Source organism: Nocardia macrotermitis (genome assembly GCF_009604405.1).
Lineage (GTDB): Bacteria > Actinomycetota > Actinomycetes > Mycobacteriales > Mycobacteriaceae > Nocardia > Nocardia macrotermitis.
On the sequence record NZ_WEGK01000004.1, the window covers coordinates 468,847 to 485,342 of the forward strand.

14 protein-coding genes are annotated in these 16,496 nt (G+C 66.3%); 6 read left to right on the plus strand and 8 right to left on the minus strand.

Annotated elements, in window-relative coordinates:
- The first annotated feature begins 9 nt into the window (after positions 1-9).
- The 3 genes from NRB20_RS12125 to NRB20_RS12135 all read left to right on the plus strand — a co-directional run bounded on the left by NRB20_RS12125 (position 10) and on the right by NRB20_RS12135 (position 2,040).
- A complete protein-coding gene (locus tag NRB20_RS12125; RefSeq protein ID WP_227833466.1) occupies positions 10-690 on the plus strand; it encodes an MOSC domain-containing protein in 681 nt (226 codons plus the stop codon).
- A complete protein-coding gene (locus NRB20_RS12130) occupies positions 687-1,652 on the plus strand; it encodes an asparaginase (RefSeq protein ID WP_319944796.1) in 966 nt (321 codons plus the stop codon). Before NRB20_RS12125 ends, NRB20_RS12130 begins: the two co-directional genes overlap by 4 nt.
- Before the next feature lie 172 nt (positions 1,653-1,824).
- Positions 1,825-2,040 carry a DUF3073 domain-containing protein gene (locus NRB20_RS12135; protein WP_153410138.1) on the plus strand — a complete coding sequence of 72 codons (216 nt, stop codon included), beginning with the start codon at positions 1,825-1,827 and terminating at the stop codon, positions 2,038-2,040.
- A gap of 356 nt (positions 2,041-2,396) precedes the next feature.
- On the opposite strand, the gene purM is transcribed toward NRB20_RS12135, so the two are convergent.
- Complete coding sequence (gene purM / locus NRB20_RS12140) at positions 2,397-3,494, minus strand: phosphoribosylformylglycinamidine cyclo-ligase (RefSeq protein WP_153410139.1); 1,098 nt, start codon at positions 3,492-3,494, stop codon at positions 2,397-2,399.
- A 172-nt stretch (positions 3,495-3,666) separates the two neighbouring features.
- Between purM and NRB20_RS12145 the strand changes: the two genes are divergently transcribed.
- Positions 3,667-4,533, plus strand: coding sequence for an alpha/beta fold hydrolase (locus tag NRB20_RS12145; protein ID WP_153410140.1), 867 nt, complete (start codon positions 3,667-3,669; stop codon positions 4,531-4,533).
- Positions 4,520-5,140, plus strand: coding sequence for a TetR/AcrR family transcriptional regulator (locus NRB20_RS12150; protein ID WP_153410141.1), 621 nt, complete (start codon positions 4,520-4,522; stop codon positions 5,138-5,140). Before NRB20_RS12145 ends, NRB20_RS12150 begins: the two co-directional genes overlap by 14 nt.
- 197 nt (positions 5,141-5,337) lie before the next feature.
- On the opposite strand, the gene NRB20_RS12155 is transcribed toward NRB20_RS12150, so the two are convergent.
- The 6 genes from NRB20_RS12155 to purF all read right to left on the minus strand — a co-directional run bounded on the left by NRB20_RS12155 (position 5,338) and on the right by purF (position 14,639).
- Complete coding sequence (locus NRB20_RS12155; protein WP_153410142.1) at positions 5,338-7,374, minus strand: dipeptide ABC transporter ATP-binding protein; 2,037 nt, start codon at positions 7,372-7,374, stop codon at positions 5,338-5,340.
- Positions 7,367-8,338, minus strand: a complete 972-nt coding sequence (locus NRB20_RS12160; RefSeq protein ID WP_153410336.1) for an ABC transporter permease — start codon at positions 8,336-8,338, stop codon at positions 7,367-7,369. Before NRB20_RS12160 ends, NRB20_RS12155 begins: the two co-directional genes overlap by 8 nt.
- Positions 8,339-8,355: 17 nt before the next feature.
- Entirely contained in the window at positions 8,356-9,309 is a 954-nt protein-coding gene (locus tag NRB20_RS12165) for an ABC transporter permease (RefSeq protein ID WP_454786541.1), read from the minus strand.
- Between the two features lie 134 nt (positions 9,310-9,443).
- Entirely contained in the window at positions 9,444-11,000 is a 1,557-nt protein-coding gene (locus tag NRB20_RS12170) for an ABC transporter substrate-binding protein (protein WP_153410337.1), read from the minus strand.
- 281 nt (positions 11,001-11,281) lie between these two features.
- Positions 11,282-12,838, minus strand: coding sequence for an ABC transporter substrate-binding protein (locus tag NRB20_RS12175; RefSeq protein ID WP_153410144.1), 1,557 nt, complete (start codon positions 12,836-12,838; stop codon positions 11,282-11,284).
- Positions 12,839-13,061: 223 nt separating this feature from the next.
- On the minus strand, positions 13,062-14,639 hold the full coding sequence (purF, locus tag NRB20_RS12180; protein WP_319944797.1) for an amidophosphoribosyltransferase: 1,578 nt from the start codon (positions 14,637-14,639) through the stop codon (positions 13,062-13,064).
- Between the two features lie 193 nt (positions 14,640-14,832).
- Between purF and NRB20_RS12185 the strand changes: the two genes are divergently transcribed.
- Positions 14,833-16,065, plus strand: coding sequence for a YhgE/Pip domain-containing protein (locus NRB20_RS12185; protein WP_153410145.1), 1,233 nt, complete (start codon positions 14,833-14,835; stop codon positions 16,063-16,065).
- 34 nt (positions 16,066-16,099) lie between these two features.
- Here NRB20_RS12185 and NRB20_RS12190 read toward each other — a convergent pair whose 3' ends face one another.
- Positions 16,100-16,486 (minus strand): sterol carrier family protein, encoded by a 387-nt coding sequence (locus tag NRB20_RS12190; protein ID WP_319944798.1) that lies wholly within the window; start codon positions 16,484-16,486, stop codon positions 16,100-16,102.
- Positions 16,487-16,496: the final 10 nt, after the last annotated feature.

Below are 16,496 nucleotides of genomic sequence, written 5' to 3' on the forward strand. Positions count from 1 at the left end.
GATCTCGAGATGCCCGCGAAGGTGAACCGGGTCGGGCGGACCGCGATCGACAAGCGTCCGGTCGCGGGCCGAGTCGCGGTGCGCGCGTTGGGACTCGACGGCGATCACGTGTGCGATCCGGTGAATCACGGTGGCGTGCATCAGGCCGTCTACGCCTACGACGAACAGGACGCGCGCCGCTGGGGTGTGCAGCTGCGGCGGTCGCTGGAGCCCGGCTGGTTCGGCGAGAATCTGCGGATTTCCGGTCTGGCGGTGAGTGATTCGGTCCTCGGCGAGCGGTGGCGCGTCGGTGACACGGTGCTCGAGGTGAGCGCGCCGCGCGTGCCGTGCGCGACGTTCCAGTACTGGAGCAACGAGCGGCAGTGGGTCAAACGCTTCACTCAGCAGTCCGATACCGGCGCCTACCTGCGGGTGTTGACCGAGGGCACGATCGGCGCGGGCGATCGGGTGCGCGTCGAGTACGTCCCCGAGCACGGCGTCACGGTCCGCGACCTGTTCACCGGGCATGATCCCGAGCGGCTCGCGCTGCTGCTGGCCGTCGAGCCCACCGTCTCCGACGATGTCCGCATGCAGGTCGAACGCCATGCGCGCCGGGCGAATCGAGTGCGAACAGAACAACCGGGAGGTGTGGTGGCGGAATCGTCGGCACGGGGCGCGTCCGGACCGGACAGTGGTGAGGTGCGGTCGTGAGTGTCGAACTGGTCGAGGTGGTTCGGTCCGGATTCCGCGAATGCGTGCACCGCGGATCGGTGGTGATCCTGGACGCCGACGGCGAGCCCGAGGTCGCCCTGGGCGAGGTGCATCTGCCGATCTTCCCGCGTTCGACCAACAAGCCGATGCAGGCGATCACCTTGCTGCGCAACGGTTTCGAACCGCAGGACGAGGCCGAGCTGGCCATCTCGACCGCCTCGCACTTCGGCGAACCGGACCACATCGCGCTCGTGCAGCGACTGCTGGACCGCTTCGGTTTCACCGAGGACCAGCTCGAATGCCCGCCGGACCTGCCCTCGGACGAGGTGGCGCGGGCCGAGGCCCTGGCCGGGCGCGACCGCGCGAAGGCCGCTCGCCGGATCTACATGAACTGCTCGGGCAAACACGCCGCCATGCTCGCGACCTGCAAGATCAACGGCTGGCCGACGACCGGGTACCTGCATTCCGCGCATCCACTGCAGCAGTCGGTGTCCGCGACGATCGCCGAGATCACCGGCGAACCGGAAACCGATCTGGGCATCGACGGCTGCGGTCTGCCGATCGTGCCGGTCTCGCTGGTGAATCTGGCCCGCGCCTACGCGGCGATGACCACCGGCGACGCCGGAACGCCGCAGCGGCGCGTCGCCGAGGCGATTCGTAACAATCCGCGAGTGATTTCCGGCACGGACGGCCCCGATCTGCTGACCATGCGGGCCACCCCGGGACTGGTCTGCAAGATCGGCGCGGACGGTGTGCACGCGGGTGCGCTACCGGACGGACGTGCGTTCGCGTACAAGATCGACGACGGTCACGACCGCGCCCGCATGCCCCTGACGCAGGCAATTCTGCGTCGGATGGGAGTGGAGTGGACCGATGCGCACGCGGATCTGGCGACTCCCGCGGTGCTCGGCGGCGGCGCCCGGGTCGGGCTGGTCCGCGCGGTCCCGGGCCTGTTCGGATAACTCGGTCCCGGGGGCGACAACCCGGCAAACGCGATCAGTTCGGGAGTCTTCGCCCACTCCTGGAAGCGCGACCGCCTGACACACGCTAAAGTGTCTGTCAGGAAGAGTATTAATTCGAACGGGGCCGCCAAACCACCCCAGGCCGCTCCGCAGTGACGTGAGGGGGTCAGCCATGGGCCGTGGCCGGGCTAAGGCAAAGCAGACCAAGGTTGCTCGCGAGCTCAAGTACAGCTCGCCATCGACCGACTTCACGAGCCTTCAGCGCGAGCTGTCGGGACACTCCCACAACTCGCAGCGCGGCGATGTGCTGTCCGACGAGCACGACAACGACGAATCGCTGTCGCGCTGGAACGACACCGACGACGACTACGACAACTGGCGCCGCTGACCTGGATCGCCGTGTGAAGGGGGAGGCCAGCCGGGCCTCCCCCTTCACACGTCAGTATCGGGCCCGGGCCTGTCGAGCGCCTCGCATCACCAGCTGAGAGCTCAACAACCCGCATCGAGCGTCCCGTTATCCGAACGGGACATCGATGCTCATCCGTCTCCCCGCGATTTCAGCGTGCCGTTGAATGCGGGGATCTTTTGCGTGTCGGGCAGGCGGTGATTCGTTGGGAACTTTTCGGGCGTGCCCGGCAAGTCACCCATGTACTCACGAAATCAGTTGATCCGTCTGTACCACGAATCTCGAACGGCACCGTCGCCCACGTGGGCGACGGTGCCGTTCCGGGTTTCACCGCGGTATCAGAAGCGCGGGTGCACACCCTCGAGGACGACGCGGTCGGCGTCGGCATCCTTGGCCTTCTTCACCGTGCCGAGGGTCCAGCAGGCGATGTGCCGGGCGGTGAGGACGGCCAGCGCGCGGTCGGCGTCCTCGGGCGCGACGACCGCGACCATGCCGACGCCCATGTTGAACGTCTTCTCCATCTCCGCACGCTCGACCCGGCCGCGCTGGGCGATCAGCTTGAACACCGGCGCGGGATTCCAGGTGCCGCGATCGAGCTCGGCGACCAGGCCCGCGGGCACCACCCGGGACAGGTTTCCGGCCAGCCCGCCGCCGGTGACGTGCGCGAAGGTGCGCACATCGGTCTCGGCGACCAGGGCCAGGCAGTCCTTGGCGTAGATCTTGGTGGGTTCGAGCAGTTCCTCACCGAGGGTGCGGCCGAACTCCTCGACGTGTCCGGCCAGCGACATCCGGTCGATCTCCAGCAGCACCTTGCGGGCAAGGCTGTAGCCGTTGGAGTGCAGGCCCGAGGAACCCATTGCGATGACCACGTCACCGGGACGCACCCGATCCGGGCCGAGTACCGCGTCGGCCTCGACCACGCCGACGCCGGTCGCGGAGATGTCGTAGTGGTCGTCCTCCATCAGGCCGGGGTGTTCGGCGGTCTCGCCGCCGAGCAGGGCGCAGCCGGCCAGAATGCAGCCCTCCGCGACACCGGACACGATCTGCGCGACCCGTTCCGGGACGACCTTGCCGACCGCGATGTAGTCCTGCAGGAACAGCGGTTCCGCGCCGCAGACGACCAGATCGTCGACGACCATGGCGACCAGGTCCAGTCCGACGGTGTCGTGCTTGTCCATGGCCTGCGCGACCGCGAGTTTGGTACCGACGCCGTCGGTGGAGGAGGCCAGGACCGGTTCGCGGTAACCGCCCTTGAGTGCGAACAGCCCGGCGAATCCGCCGAGTCCGCCCTGCACCTCGGGCCGGGTGGCCTTGCGGGCCAGGGGCGCGAACAGCTCGACCGCGCGGTCACCCGCCTCGATATCCACACCGGCGGCAGCGTACGAAGCGCCGCCCCGGCCGTCCATACCGGCACCACTCGGGGTCTGCTCAGTCATTTTCGGGGAAAGCTCCAAACCGAATCGGCGGATAGATGCCTGATCACGCTACCGGAGTGGAGTAACGGGCATGCACCTACCGCACTGTTTCCCGGAATACTCCACCATTGACATACATACCGTACGTATGTGAATCTGGGCGGGCAGCTACTCCCCGAGTCCCGGAGGAATCATGGCAACCAGTACCGCACTAGGCCCGATCGATCATGTGGACCTGCCCGGCGCGCGGATCCGCTACCACGACACCGGTTCCGGCGATCCGGTGGTGTTCGTGCACGGACTGCTCGTCAACGCCGATCTGTGGCGCAAGGTCGTGCCCGGAGTGGCCGCGGCCGGTCACCGCTGTCTCACGCCGGACTGGCCGTTCGGCGCGCACACGATTCCGGTGCCCGAGGCGGACCTGTCCCCCACCGGCGCGGCCGATCTCATCGCCGCGTTCCTGGAACGGCTCGACCTGCGCGATGTGACGTTGGTGGCGAACGACACCGGCGGGGCGATCACGCAGATCCTGTTGACGCGCAACCGATCCCGGGTCGCGCGCGTGGTATTGACCAACTGCGACGCGTACGAGAAGTTCTTCCCGCAGCCGTTCACCCCGCTGCCCAGGCTGGCGGCGATACCGGGGGTGCTGCGGTCGGTGATCGAGCTGATGCGGTTCCGTCCGGCGCTGCGGTTGCCGATCGCGTTCGGGCTGGTCACCAAGCGGCAGCCGCCCCCCGAGATCACCGACTCGTATCTGCTGCCGACCCGGAATTCCGCGGCGATACGGGCGGATCTGCGGCGGTTCCTGCGCGGGGTGCACAACCGGTACACGCTGGCCGCGGCCGAGCGGTTCCCGAGTCTGGAACTGCCGATCCTGCTGGCGTGGGCGAGCGAGGACAGGGCGTTCAAACTGTCGTTCGCGCAACGTCTCGCGGGTGATCTGCCCAATGCGACATTGAAGACCGTCGCGGATTCCTACACCTTCATCGCCGAGGATCAGCCCGAGTTGCTCACCGAGTTGATCGTGGAGTTCACTCGGCTGCATGCCACGCCGTAGTCAGGAGGATCGCTCCCGGAGCACCCGCACCGCACTCGAACAGGTCGGCTACCGGCTGTTCGCCGAGCGCGGATACGCGGGTGTGTCGGCCGAGGAGATCGTGTCCGAGGCCGGGGTCACCCGGGGTGCGCTGCACCATCACTACGGCGACAAGAGGGGATTGTTCCTGGCCGTGCTCGAACAACTCGAGGCCGACAACACCGCCGAGATCGAACGTTCGGTGGCGGCGCTGCCCGATCCGAACGATCTGATGGCCGCGATGGCCACCGGGCTGCGCACCTTCCTGGACATGTGCAGTCGCGCCGAGACGGTGCGGATCGCCATGGCCGACGGCCCGGCCGTGCTGGGCTGGGCGGGCTGGCGTGAGATGGAGAGCCGTCACGGGCTCGGGCTGATCACGAACATGCTCGAGCGGGCGGTCGCGGCCGGGCTGGCCGTGGACGCGCCCGTTCGCGTACTGGCACATCTGATCCTGAGTGCGGTCACCGAGGCGGGGATGCTGGTGGCCAATGCCGAGGATCCGGAAACCGCACGGGCGGAAGCGGAACAGTGCATTCTGCTGATGATCAGCGGGCTGCTGCGGCCGCCCGCACCGCCGGAAGCCTGACGTCGCAAGCGTTTTCGACACCGTAGAAGCCGGAGCGTGGTCCCGATCCGGGGCAGCGGGCGACCGGCACCGACCGCTGCCCCGGATCGGTGAACACTCGGCCGGCACCTACCACCGGCCCAGCGTTCGTCCGGAAAGGGATGCGGTGCAAGGTATTCCGCAGAGGGGAGAGCGGTCCGCGCAGCGCATCCGGTTGGTCATCCGGTGCCGTCGGCGGCGAACAGGGCGGCCGAGGCGAGACGGCGGCGACGCTGTTCGACCGGGTCCGGGACCGGCACCGCCGCGACCAGGCGCTGGGTGTACTCCTGGGACGGATGTCGCAGGATCTCGTCGCGGGTACCCTCCTCGACCACGGAACCGTTGCGCAACACCATGATCCGCGCGGCGAGCTGATCCACCACGGCCAGGTCGTGGCTGACGAACAGGCAGGCCCAGCCGAATTCGCGTTGCAGTTCGGCGAACAGTTCCAGCACCCGCGCCTGCACCGAGACGTCCAGGGCGCTGGTCGGTTCGTCCGCGACCAGCAGATCCGGATTCAGCACCAGCGCCCGCGCCAGACTCGCCCGCTGCCGCTGGCCGCCGGAAAGCTCATGGGGATAACGGCTTTCGGCGCCCTCGGGTAGCTGCACGGCGTCCAGGATGGCGCGCACCCGGGACCGCAGCTCGGCCCCCTTGGCCGCGCAATGCACCACCAGCGGTTCGGCGATGCACTGTCCCACGGTCAAACGCGGATTCAGCGACGTCGCGGGATCCTGGAACACGAAACCGAGCCGCCTGCGCACCGGCCGCAACTTCCGCTCCGACAACCCGGTCAGCTCCTGCCCCTGCACCCGGATCACCCCCGCCGAAGGCCGTTGCAGCGCAGCCACACACCGCCCGATCGTCGTCTTCCCCGACCCGGATTCCCCCACCAGACCGAGAGTCTCACCGCGGGCGATACTGAAACTCACCGTATCGACAGCGCGAAATGCCGTGCGGCCCAGGGCACCCGGGAACTCGACCACGAGATCCCGGACTTCGAGTACCGGCTCGGCAGCCGCTTCGCCCGCATTCAGGTCGCCACGACGTTCAACCGGATCGGAGCCACTCGTTGACGACTCCGACTCCGGTCGGTCCGATGCCTCCACCGCAGGCTCATCAGCCGAAACGATCGGCTCCGACCCGCTCGCCGACTCGCCCCCGACAGCTTCGACGCTGCTGGCAGACGCTCCCACCGCAGGCTCATCAGCCGAAACGATCGGCTCCGCCCCGCTCGCCGACTCGCCCCGGACGGCTTCGGCACTGGCAGACTCTCCCACCGCAGGTTCACCGGTCGATTCGCCCGGGTCCGGCGCACTCTCCGACTCGAGCCGCTTCGATTCGGTGGCCGGAACCGTCGAATCCGCTTGTGGCGCAATGGGTGAGACCGGTTCGGCGGTGGGTTCGAGACCTGCGCCGAGGTGGGGGACGGCGGCGAGGAGGTCTCGGGTGTATTGCTCCTGGGGGGCGGCGAAGAGTTGTTCGACGGGGGCGGTTTCGACGACCTTGCCCGAGCGCATGACCACTACGCGGTCGGCCAGGTCGGCGACAACGCCCATGTTGTGGGTGATCAGGACGATGGCGCTGCCGATGCGGTCGCGCAGATCGCGGAGCAGTTCCAGGATCTCGGCCTGGACGGTGACGTCCAGGGCGGTGGTCGGTTCGTCGGCGATGATCACCTTGGGCTCGCACGCGATGGCGATGGCGATCATCACGCGCTGCTTCTGGCCGCCGGAGAGCTGATGCGGATAGAAGTCCACCCGATGTTCCGGATCGGGCAGGCCGACCGTGCGCAGCAACTCGATGGCACGGGCCTTGGCGGCCTTGCGGCCCGTATTCGTATGGGCGCGAATGGCTTCGGCGAGCTGGAAGCCGACGGTGAACAGCGGGTCCAGGGCCGCGCCGGGCTCCTGGAACACCATCGAGATGTCACCGCCGCGGATCGCGGTCAGCTGTTTGTCCGACATCGTGGTGATGGTGTGCGTGCCGACGGTCACCGTGCCGCGCACGCGCGCGGTGTGCGGCAGCAGGCCGATCGCGGTGCGCGAACTCACCGATTTGCCCGAACCCGATTCGCCGACGATCGCGAGCACCTCACCGGGGAACACCTCGTAGGACACATCGCGCACCGCGTCGACCGTCCCGGCGTCGGTGGCGAAGGTGACCGAGAGCGAGGAGATCGACAGTGCCGCAGTGCGTTCCGTTGTCTCAGTCATCGGCGTCTCCCGCGCTGTCGTTCCCGCCCGAGGCCGCCCGGCGCGTCCGCAGCAGCGGATTGAGCACCTCGTTCAGGCTCTCCCCCACCATCGTCATCCCCAGCACGACCAGCACGATCGCGACGCCGGGGAAGATCCCCGTCCACCAGATCCCGTCGGACACATCGGACAACGCCTTGTTCAGGTCGTAACCCCACTCCGCGGCTTGGGTCGGTTCGATGCCGTAGCCGAGGAAACCCAGCGCCGCCAGCGTCAGGATCGCCTCGGAACCGTTGAGCGTGATGATCACCGGCAGCGACTGGGTGACGTTGGGGAAGATGTGCCGGAACAGGATTCGCCCGATCGGCGCACCGGTCACCCGCGCGGCGTCGACGTACGGTTCGGTCTTCACCGCGACCGTCGCATTGCGCACCACCCGAAAGTATTGCGGCACATAGATCACCGTGATCGCCACCGACGCCGACAGCACACCGCCGAAACTCGACGAATTACCGCCCGCCACCACGATGGACACCACGATCGCCAGCAGCAGCGTCGGGAACGCGTACATCGCGTCCATGAACAGCACCAGCACCCGGTCCACCCAGCGCCCGACGTACCCGGACACCAAACCCAGTGGCACACCGACGAACAGCGACAGCACCAGCGAGATCGCGATCACGATCAACGCCGTGCGCGCGCCGTATATCACCCGGGAGAACACATCCTCCCCACGCACCGAGGTACCGAACCAGTGCTGCGCCGAGGGCGCCTGCTGCCGCACGAAATCCACACCGTGATCGGAGATCTGGGCGAATTCGTAGGGCGCGATCAACGGCGCGAACAGTGCGACGATCACGAACAGTCCGATCAGCGCGAGCCCGGCGATCAACGTCACCCGCTGGATTCCGGCGGTCAGCGAGAACAGCCGCATGCCCGGAATACCGCGTCGCGGCACCGGCGGCACGACCACCGGCTCGGCCATCAATTCAGGAGCGGTCACTAGAACCTCACTCTCGGATCGATAAGTGCCACAACGATATCCACCAGGAAACTCATCACCGCGACGACCAGCGCGAGGAACGCCACGATGCCCTGTACCGCGACGAAGTCGCGGGCCTGGAGATACTGCGCGAGCTGATAGCCCAGCCCCTTCCATTCGAAGGTGATCTCGGTGAGCACGGCACCGCCGAGCATCATCGCGATCTGCATCCCCATCACGGTGACGATCGGAATCATGGCGTTGCGGAACGCGTGTCGTCCCGTCACCACCCGATCCGAGAGTCCGCGCGCCCGCGCCGCGTCCACGAAATCGCTGCGCAGCGTCTGGATCAGATTGATCCGGACCAGCCGCAGGAAGATGCCCGCGGTCAGCAGTCCCAGCGCGATCGCCGGCAGCACAGCGTGTTTCACCACGTCGAGCAGATATCCGCTGTCCCCGTAGAGGATTGCGTCGATGAACAGGATGTTGGTCTTCGGCGAGACGTTCTGTAGTGCGAGTTCGACATTCGTACTCGCTCGCCCGGCCACCGGCAGCCAGCCCAGTTCGATCGCGAAGACCAGTTTGAGCAGCAGGCCGACGAAGAACACCGGCGCGGCGTAGACCACGATCGCGAACAACCGCAGGCCCACGTCGGTGGGTCGGTCGCGGCGTTTGGCGGCCAGTCGGCCGAGCGGAACGCCGACCAGGAACGCCACGATCAGCGCCCACACCACCAGTTCCAGCGTGGCCGCGCCGTAGCTGCCGATGATGTCGCTGATCGCCCGATTGTCCTGGGAGCGACCGAAATCCCCGCGCAGCAGCCCGGAGATGTACTCCCAGTACTGGGTCAGGATCGGCCGGTCGAACCCGGCCGCGCGCTTGCGTTCGGCGATCTGATCCGGTGGCAGCCGCCCGCCCAGCGCGGCACTGATCGGATCGCCGACCACCCGCATCAGGAAGAACACGACCGTCACCAGGATCCAGGCCGTCGGCACGATCAGCAACAGCCGCACACCCAGGTAGCGCAGCAGCACCCCGTACCGAGATCCACTGCGGCGCTGCGTATTCGATGCAGCCGGAGTCTCCGGCTCCGATCCGATGGTTGCCGTCATCTGCTCAGCACACCGAAGCGGAACTTGTCCGCCAGGTCGAGAGTGGAGTCCACACCTTGTACATCCTTCCTCGCGACCGCGACCGACCTGCCCGACAGCAGCGGCACGATGGGTACGAACTTGTCCGCCAGATCACGCTGGAGCTGTTGAATGAGGGCGAGCCGCTTGTTCCTGTCCGGCTCGGTCTCCTCGGTGATGAGTTGTGCGTCGATACCGGGATCCTGAAAGTGGTTCTGCGGGAAGCTGTCCGGGCCGACCAGCGGAAGCAGGTAGTCATCGGCATCCGGATAGTCCGGGAACCAGCCCAGCTGGTACACCGGGTAGGCGTCCTTCGTCCGCTCCTTGTTGTAGGTCACCCACTCGGTGGATTGCAGATTCACGGTGAACAATCCGGTGGCCTCGAGCTGACTCTTGATCGCCGCGTACTCCTCGGACCCGGAGGCGCCGTAGTGATCCGGGTTGTACTGCAAGTTGATCTGCACCGGGGTCCGCACTCCGGCGTCGGTGAGGAACTTCGCGGCCGCGGCCTTGTCCGGCGCCGCCCCGTAGAGGTCCTTGTACGGCTCGATCGCACCCGGGTAGCCCTGCGGCACAAAGGAATACGCGGGCGAATAGAGACCCCGGTAGACCTGGGTGGACAGCGCGTCGCGATCGATGCTCGAGGCCACCGCCTTGCGCACCGCAAGCTTCTGCTCGGGGGTGTCACCGGGCATCGTGTTCAGATTGAACACGATGTAGCGCAGCTCCCCGCCCGGCCCCTTGTGCACGGTCACTTTGTCGTCCTTGCCGAGCGAGTCCAGATCGGTCGGCGTCAGACTGCGGTAGGCGACGTCGATATTGCCGTTCTGCACCTCGAGTTTCAGGTTGTTGCTCGAGGCGTAGTACTTCTCCGCCACCGTCGCGGTCCTGGGCTTGCCCAGGATGCCCTGGTAGCCCGAATTCGCTTGGTACTGAACGAGTTTGTTCTTGTCGTAGCTGCTGATCGAGTAGGGGCCGGAGTACCCTTTCGCCCGCACCACCGCATCGTCGTCCAGCACCTTGTCGGCCGGGTAGACCTTCTCGTCCACGATCTGGCCCGCCGGAGTGGCAAGGATCTGTGCGAAGGTCTGGTCGTCGGCGTGCTTCAAGGTGAACGCGACCGTGGTGGCGTCGGGAGCGTCGGTGTGGTCCAGGTTCGACAGCAGCGAGACCGGCCCGTTCGGATCCTTGATCCGCTGCACACGATCGAAGGAGTACTTGACGCTCGCGGCGGTCAGCGGATCACCGTTGGCGAACCTCAGCCCGGCCCGCAACGTGCAGGTGTAGACCGCCGGAGCGGTGAACGAGCACTGCCGCGCGGCATCCGGTTGCGGCGTGGCATTGCCCGGCGCGTAATTCAGTACCTGCTGATAGATCTGCGCCTGCACCATGGACGATCCCGCATCGTAGGAACCCGCCGGATCGATCGAGAAGATCTTGTCCGTTGTCCCGACGACCAGGCCGCCGCCGCTCCCGCCGCCATTGGTGCGACCGGCACCGCACCCGGCGACCGCGACCAGCGCCAGCCCCGCCATTCCCACCGCCGCAACAGTTGTGACCCGCATAACCACCCTCATCTCGCCACGCGGCACCCACCGCTCGTGGTCGGCGAGCGGCGTGTGCAGCGGTGAACTTCCATCGGGCGGAACAGTACTGGCGGTCGGTTTCAGAAATGTTGCCGCCAACAACATTTGGTGGTCGATCCATGAGACTGATTGCCGATGAGGGAAGGTGTTCGCGGGATTCCATAGCAGAACGCCCACGAAAACCTTTTTCATCAGGCTGAGCCTATCGTCGACAGTTACCGTCGAGAACGTCACTTGCTCAGGACGCTGAAACGGAACTTGGTCGACGGATCGAGCGTGCTCTCCACACCCTGCACACCCTTGGTCGACACCGCGACCTGCTTACCCGACAGCAGCGGAATGATCGAGAGGAAGTTCTGCGCCATCTCGGTCTGGATCTGCTCGATGATCGCGGTGCGCTTGTCCTTGTCCTGCTCGGTGGCCTCGGCGATCATCTGCGCGGTGAGGCCCGGATCCTCGAAGTGGTTCTGCAGGAAGTTGTTCGGCGCGAAGAACGGGGTCAGATAGTCGTCCGCGTCCGGATAATCCGGGAACCAACCCATCTGGAAGACCGGATACCCGTCGTGCACCCGCTCCTTGGAGTAGGTCACCCACTCGGTGGACTGCAAGTTCACCTTGAACAGCCCGGTGGCCTCGAGCTGGCTCTTGACCGCCGCGTACTCCTCGGAACTACTCGAACCGTAGTGGTCCGGGTTGTATTGCAGATTCAGCGTCACCGGTGCCTGCACACCGGCGTCGGAGAGGAATTTGGCCGCCTCGGCCTTGTCCGGCTTCTCGCCGTAGATGGTCTTGTACGGCTCGATCGCGCCCGGATATCCCTGCGGTACAGGCGAATACGCGGGCTGATAGGTGCCCTTGTACACCCCGGTGGACAGCGCCTCGCGGTCGAGGCTGGAGGCCACCGCCTTGCGGACGGCCAGCTTCTGCTCGGGGGTGTTACCCGGCATGGTGTTCAGGTTGAACACGATGTAGCGCAGTTCGCCGCCGGGATTCGAATGCACGGCCAGCTTGTCGTTCTTGCCGAGCGACTCCAGGTCCGTCGGGCTCAGACTGCGGTAGGCGACATCGATATTGCCGTTCTGGATGTCGAGCTTGAGATTGTCGCTGGACGCGTAGTACTTCTCCGACACCGTGGCGGTCTTCGGCTTGCCGAGGATGCCGTTGTAATCGGGATTCGCCTGGTACTGAACGAGTTTGTTCTTGTCGTAGCTGGTGATCGTGTAGGGGCCGGAGTACCCCTTGGCCTTCACGACCGCGTCGTCGTCCAGCACCTTGTCGGCCGGGAACACCTTCTCGTCGACGATCGGCCCGGCCTGCGTGGCCAGCACCGGCGCGAAGGTCTGGTCGTTGGCGTTCTTGAGCGTGAACACCACGGTGCTGGCATCCGGGGCGTCGGTGTGATCCAGATTGCCCAGCAGCGAGGCCGGGCCGTTCGGATCATTGATCTTCAGCATCCGATCGAAGGAGAACTTCACGCTGGCCGCGGTCAGCGGATCGCCGTTGGCGAACTTCAGGCCCGATTTCACCGTGCAGGAAAACGTTGTCGGCGTGGAGAATCCGCATTGCTGCGCGACATCCGGTGTCGCCGTGGTCGCACCCGGAGCGAAGTTCAGCAGTTGCTGATAGATCTGTGTCTCCGGCACCAGGGAGCCGTGATCGTAAGCCGCGGCCGGATCCAACGAGAAGATCTTGTCCGTGGTCCCGATGACCAACCCGCTGCCGCTGCCGCCGCCGTTGGTGCGGCCGGCACCGCACCCGGCGACCGCGACCAGCGCGAGTCCCGCCATTCCTACTGCCGCAATAGTTTTCACGCGACCCGATCGGGCCGCCGACGCATGTGTCGCCGTTAACCGCATGACTGTCCCTCATCTCGCACACGCGGCGCACGCGTCCCGGGTCACGGGACGGTGCGGCCGCGTCAACTTCGATATGGCGGGACAGTACCGCCAGGGCATTGCGGATATGTTGCGTTTCGCAACAATTGGTGTTCGAACCGGAACTTCGGCACCGCTAGGGGCGGCTCAGGGCGCTCGCATTCGCGTTGTCACCCAGCAGTTGCGACTCGGATTTGCCGCTGAGGATGGTCTCCAGCACATTCTTTCCGATCGCGGCCTCGGTCGGCAGCGGGATCGGGTACTCGCCGTCGAAACACGCGCAGCACAGCCGCGTGCGCGGTTGCTCGGTGGCCGCGATCATGCCCTCGATGGAGATGTAGCCCAGGGTGTCGGCGCCGATCGAGCGCCGCACGTTCTCGACCATCTCCTCGACCGAGCCCTCACCGCCCGCCCCGTTGGCGATCAGCTCCGCGCGCGAGGCGAAGTCGATGCCGTAGAAGCACGGCCACTTCACCGGCGGCGAGGCGATGCGGACGTGGATCTCCAACGCCCCGGCCTCGCGCAGCATCCGGATCAGCGCGCGCTGGGTGTTGCCGCGCACGATCGAATCGTCCACCACGACAAGGCGTTTGCCGCGGATCACCTCGCGCAGCGGGTTGAGCTTGAGCCGGATGCCGAGCTGACGGATGGTCTGGCTGGGCTGGATGAAGGTGCGCCCGACGTAGGCGTTCTTCATCAGGCCCTGGCCGTACGGCGTGCCCGACCCCTGCGCGTAACCGACTGCGGCCGGAGTGCCCGACTCGGGCACGGGGATGACCAGATCGGCCTCGACCGGATGCTCACCGGCGAGGCGGCGGCCGATGTCCACGCGGGTGGCGTGCACCGAACGTCCGGAGATGGTGCTGTCCGGGCGGGCCAGATAGACGTATTCGAAGACGCAGCCCTTGGGTTCGGGATTGGCGAACCGCGAGGAACGCACCCCGTCCGCGTCGATCGCCAGTAGTTCGCCGGGCTCGATCTCGCGCACGAAGGAGGCGCCGACAATGTCGAGTGCGGCGGTTTCGCTGGCAACCACCCAGCCACGATCCAAGCGGCCCAGGCACAGCGGCCGCACCCCGTGCGGATCGCGCGCGGCGTACAGCGTGCGCTCGTCCATGAAGGTCAGGCAGAACGCGCCGCGCAGGGTCGGCAGCAGTTCCATCGCGGCCTGCTCGATGCTCTTGTCGGTGGCCGCGTGCGCGAGCAGCGCGGTCATCACGTCCGAATCCGAGGTGGCCGCGACCGAACCCGGCATCCGGTTGATCAGACCGAATTCCCGTGCGCGCGAGGCGAGTTCGGCGGTGTTGACCAGATTTCCGTTGTGGCCCAGGGCGATTCCGGTGCCGACGGAGGTGGTGCGGAAGATCGGCTGGGCGTTCTCCCAGGTGACCGCGCCGGTGGTGGAATACCGGCAGTGCCCGACCGCGACGTGACCCGGCATGGCCGCCAGCGTCTGCTCGTCGAACACCTGGCTCACCAGGCCCAGATCCTTGAACACCAGCACCTGCGAACCATCGGAGACCGCGATACCCGCCGCCTCCTGTCCGCGATGCTGCAATGCATAGAGACCGTAGTAGGTGAGCTTGGCCACATCCTCACCCGGAGCCCAGACTCCGAAGACGCCGCACTCCTCGCGCGGCTCGTTCTCGGGCCGATCCGCATCGGGTTCGACGGGTGAATTCGGGCTCTCGACCGACTGATCGTCGTTGGTCACCGTTTGCTCCAAGTTCGGCGGGCTGGTGGCTACGATCATTCTACGGGTCATCCGCGTGAAACCTGCGTCGGGATCACCCGGATGGCACGCGGTTTGCTGCTACCGTGCGTCGGTGACGTCTACCGACAGTGCGGAAGAGCGTGCGAAGCCCCGGCGACTGAGCCCGGTCAGATGGACTTTTCCGATCATCGTGATGACTCTGCTCGGGGCGCTGCTGGGTGTGATGTATCTCGATTACGTCATCAACCCGGAGAAGAATCTGCACGACTTCCCGATCGCACTGGTCAACCAGGACGTCGGCGACACCATCTCGGGTAAACAGGTCAACTTCGGCGATCAGGTGCAGGACGGGCTGCGCAAGGCCGTGCCCGCCGACCAGATCGATCTGCGCGTGCTGGGTCTGAACGAGGCGCAGTTGCAGATGCAGAGCGGGAAGGTCTACGGGACGGTCATCATCCCGAGCGACTTCACCAAGCGGCTCGGGATTCTCGGGGTCGGCAGTGTGGTGCCGGGCGATATCGAACGGCCGATCATCACGTTGCAGACCAACCCGCGCACCGGCGCGTTCGCCACGCAGATCGTGCAGCGGTTCGGCAATCAGGCGCTGACGCAGGTCGACACGACCGTCGGCAAGCAGTTGACCGCGCAGGTCGAGGCGCAGCTCGGCTCGGGTGGCGGGATGACGCAGCTGTCCGGGGCGACGCGGATCGTGCTCGCGCACCCGCTCGATATCGTGACCGACCAGTTCCGGCCGCTGCCCGGCGGTTCCGGGGAGGGGCTCACGGCCTTCTTCTACGGGCTGCTCCTGCTGCTGATCGGCATGGTCGGGGCGATGATCGTGCATCAGCTGATCGACTCCGCGCTGGGCTTCCTGCCCACCGAATGGGGTCCGTGGTACGTGCACTATCCGCGCGCGAGCATCACCCGGACCAAGACGTTGCTGCTCAAATGGGCGGCCGTGGTGGCGATGGGGGTGATCGTCTCGGCGGTGCTGCTGGGGATCGGCAGTGGGTTGGGGATGCAGATCGATCAACCGCTGGCGTTGTTCCTGTACGGCGCGTTCGTGATCATCGCGGTCGGGTTCACCTGTACCGCGGTGCTGGCCGCGGTCGGTACCTCGGGGTTGATCATCAATATGATCGTGTTCATCATCCTGGGACTGCCGTCCTCCGGTGGCACGATTCCGATCGAGGCGACGCCGAAGTACTTCGGGTGGATGGCCACCTTCGAACCGATGCATCAGGTGTTCCTGGGGACCCGGGCGATTCTGTACTTCAACGGCAGCGGTGACGCCGGGCTCTCGCGTGGATTCTGGATGGCGGCACTGGGATTGGTGATCGGGCTGGTGCTGGGGTTGTGTATCACGCGGTACTACGATCACAAGGGGTTGGAGCGTAAGCCTGCTGTCAAGGCCGAAACTGCTTGAGTTACAGCGCATTCGGCTTGACGACGATGCCCGTTCAGAGTGGGACGATCGGGAGCCAGTGTGCGAGTTCGCTTGCGCGGATTCCGGATACGGTCAGCGCACCGGAGTTCACTGCCTCGTCGTAGTCGAGCAGACCGGTCGCCAGCAGCAGCCAGGTGCGTGGATCGGTCTCGACGACGTTGGGTGGGGTGCCGCGGGTGTGCCGGGGTCCCTCGATGCACTGCACCGCCACGAACGGCGGCACCCGGACCTCCACCGAACCTCCCGGCGCGCCGGCCGCCAGGGTCCGGGCCGTCCCGCGCACTGCCGCGGCGAGTTCGGTCCGCGCGGGAGCCTGGGAGTTCTCCTCGCGTAACCACTCGCTCACGGCCACCACCGCCGCCCTTACCTCCGCCGGATCCACCGCACCTCGTCGCGCCACGATCCCGAGA

Bases quoted from the DNA above. Each gene is read 5' to 3' on its own strand.
- NRB20_RS12135 (WP_153410138.1), top strand. From the start codon at position 1,825: ATGGGCCGTGGCCGGGCTAAGGCAAAGCAGACCAAGGTTGCTCGCGAG.
- NRB20_RS12125 (WP_227833466.1), top strand. From the start codon at position 10: ATGCCCGCGAAGGTGAACCGGGTCGGGCGGACCGCGATCGACAAGCGT.
- NRB20_RS12155 (WP_153410142.1), bottom strand. From the start codon at position 7,374: ATGACTGAGACAACGGAACGCACTGCGGCACTGTCGATCTCCTCGCTC.
- NRB20_RS12160 (WP_153410336.1), bottom strand. From the start codon at position 8,338: ATGGCCGAGCCGGTGGTCGTGCCGCCGGTGCCGCGACGCGGTATTCCG.
- NRB20_RS12175 (WP_153410144.1), bottom strand. From the start codon at position 12,838: ATGGCGGGACTCGCGCTGGTCGCGGTCGCCGGGTGCGGTGCCGGCCGC.
- NRB20_RS12145 (WP_153410140.1), top strand. From the start codon at position 3,667: ATGGCAACCAGTACCGCACTAGGCCCGATCGATCATGTGGACCTGCCC.
- NRB20_RS12150 (WP_153410141.1), top strand. From the start codon at position 4,520: ATGCCACGCCGTAGTCAGGAGGATCGCTCCCGGAGCACCCGCACCGCA.
- NRB20_RS12185 (WP_153410145.1), top strand. From the start codon at position 14,833: ATGACTCTGCTCGGGGCGCTGCTGGGTGTGATGTATCTCGATTACGTC.
- NRB20_RS12170 (WP_153410337.1), bottom strand. From the start codon at position 11,000: ATGGCGGGGCTGGCGCTGGTCGCGGTCGCCGGGTGCGGTGCCGGTCGC.
- purM (WP_153410139.1), bottom strand. From the start codon at position 3,494: ATGACTGAGCAGACCCCGAGTGGTGCCGGTATGGACGGCCGGGGCGGC.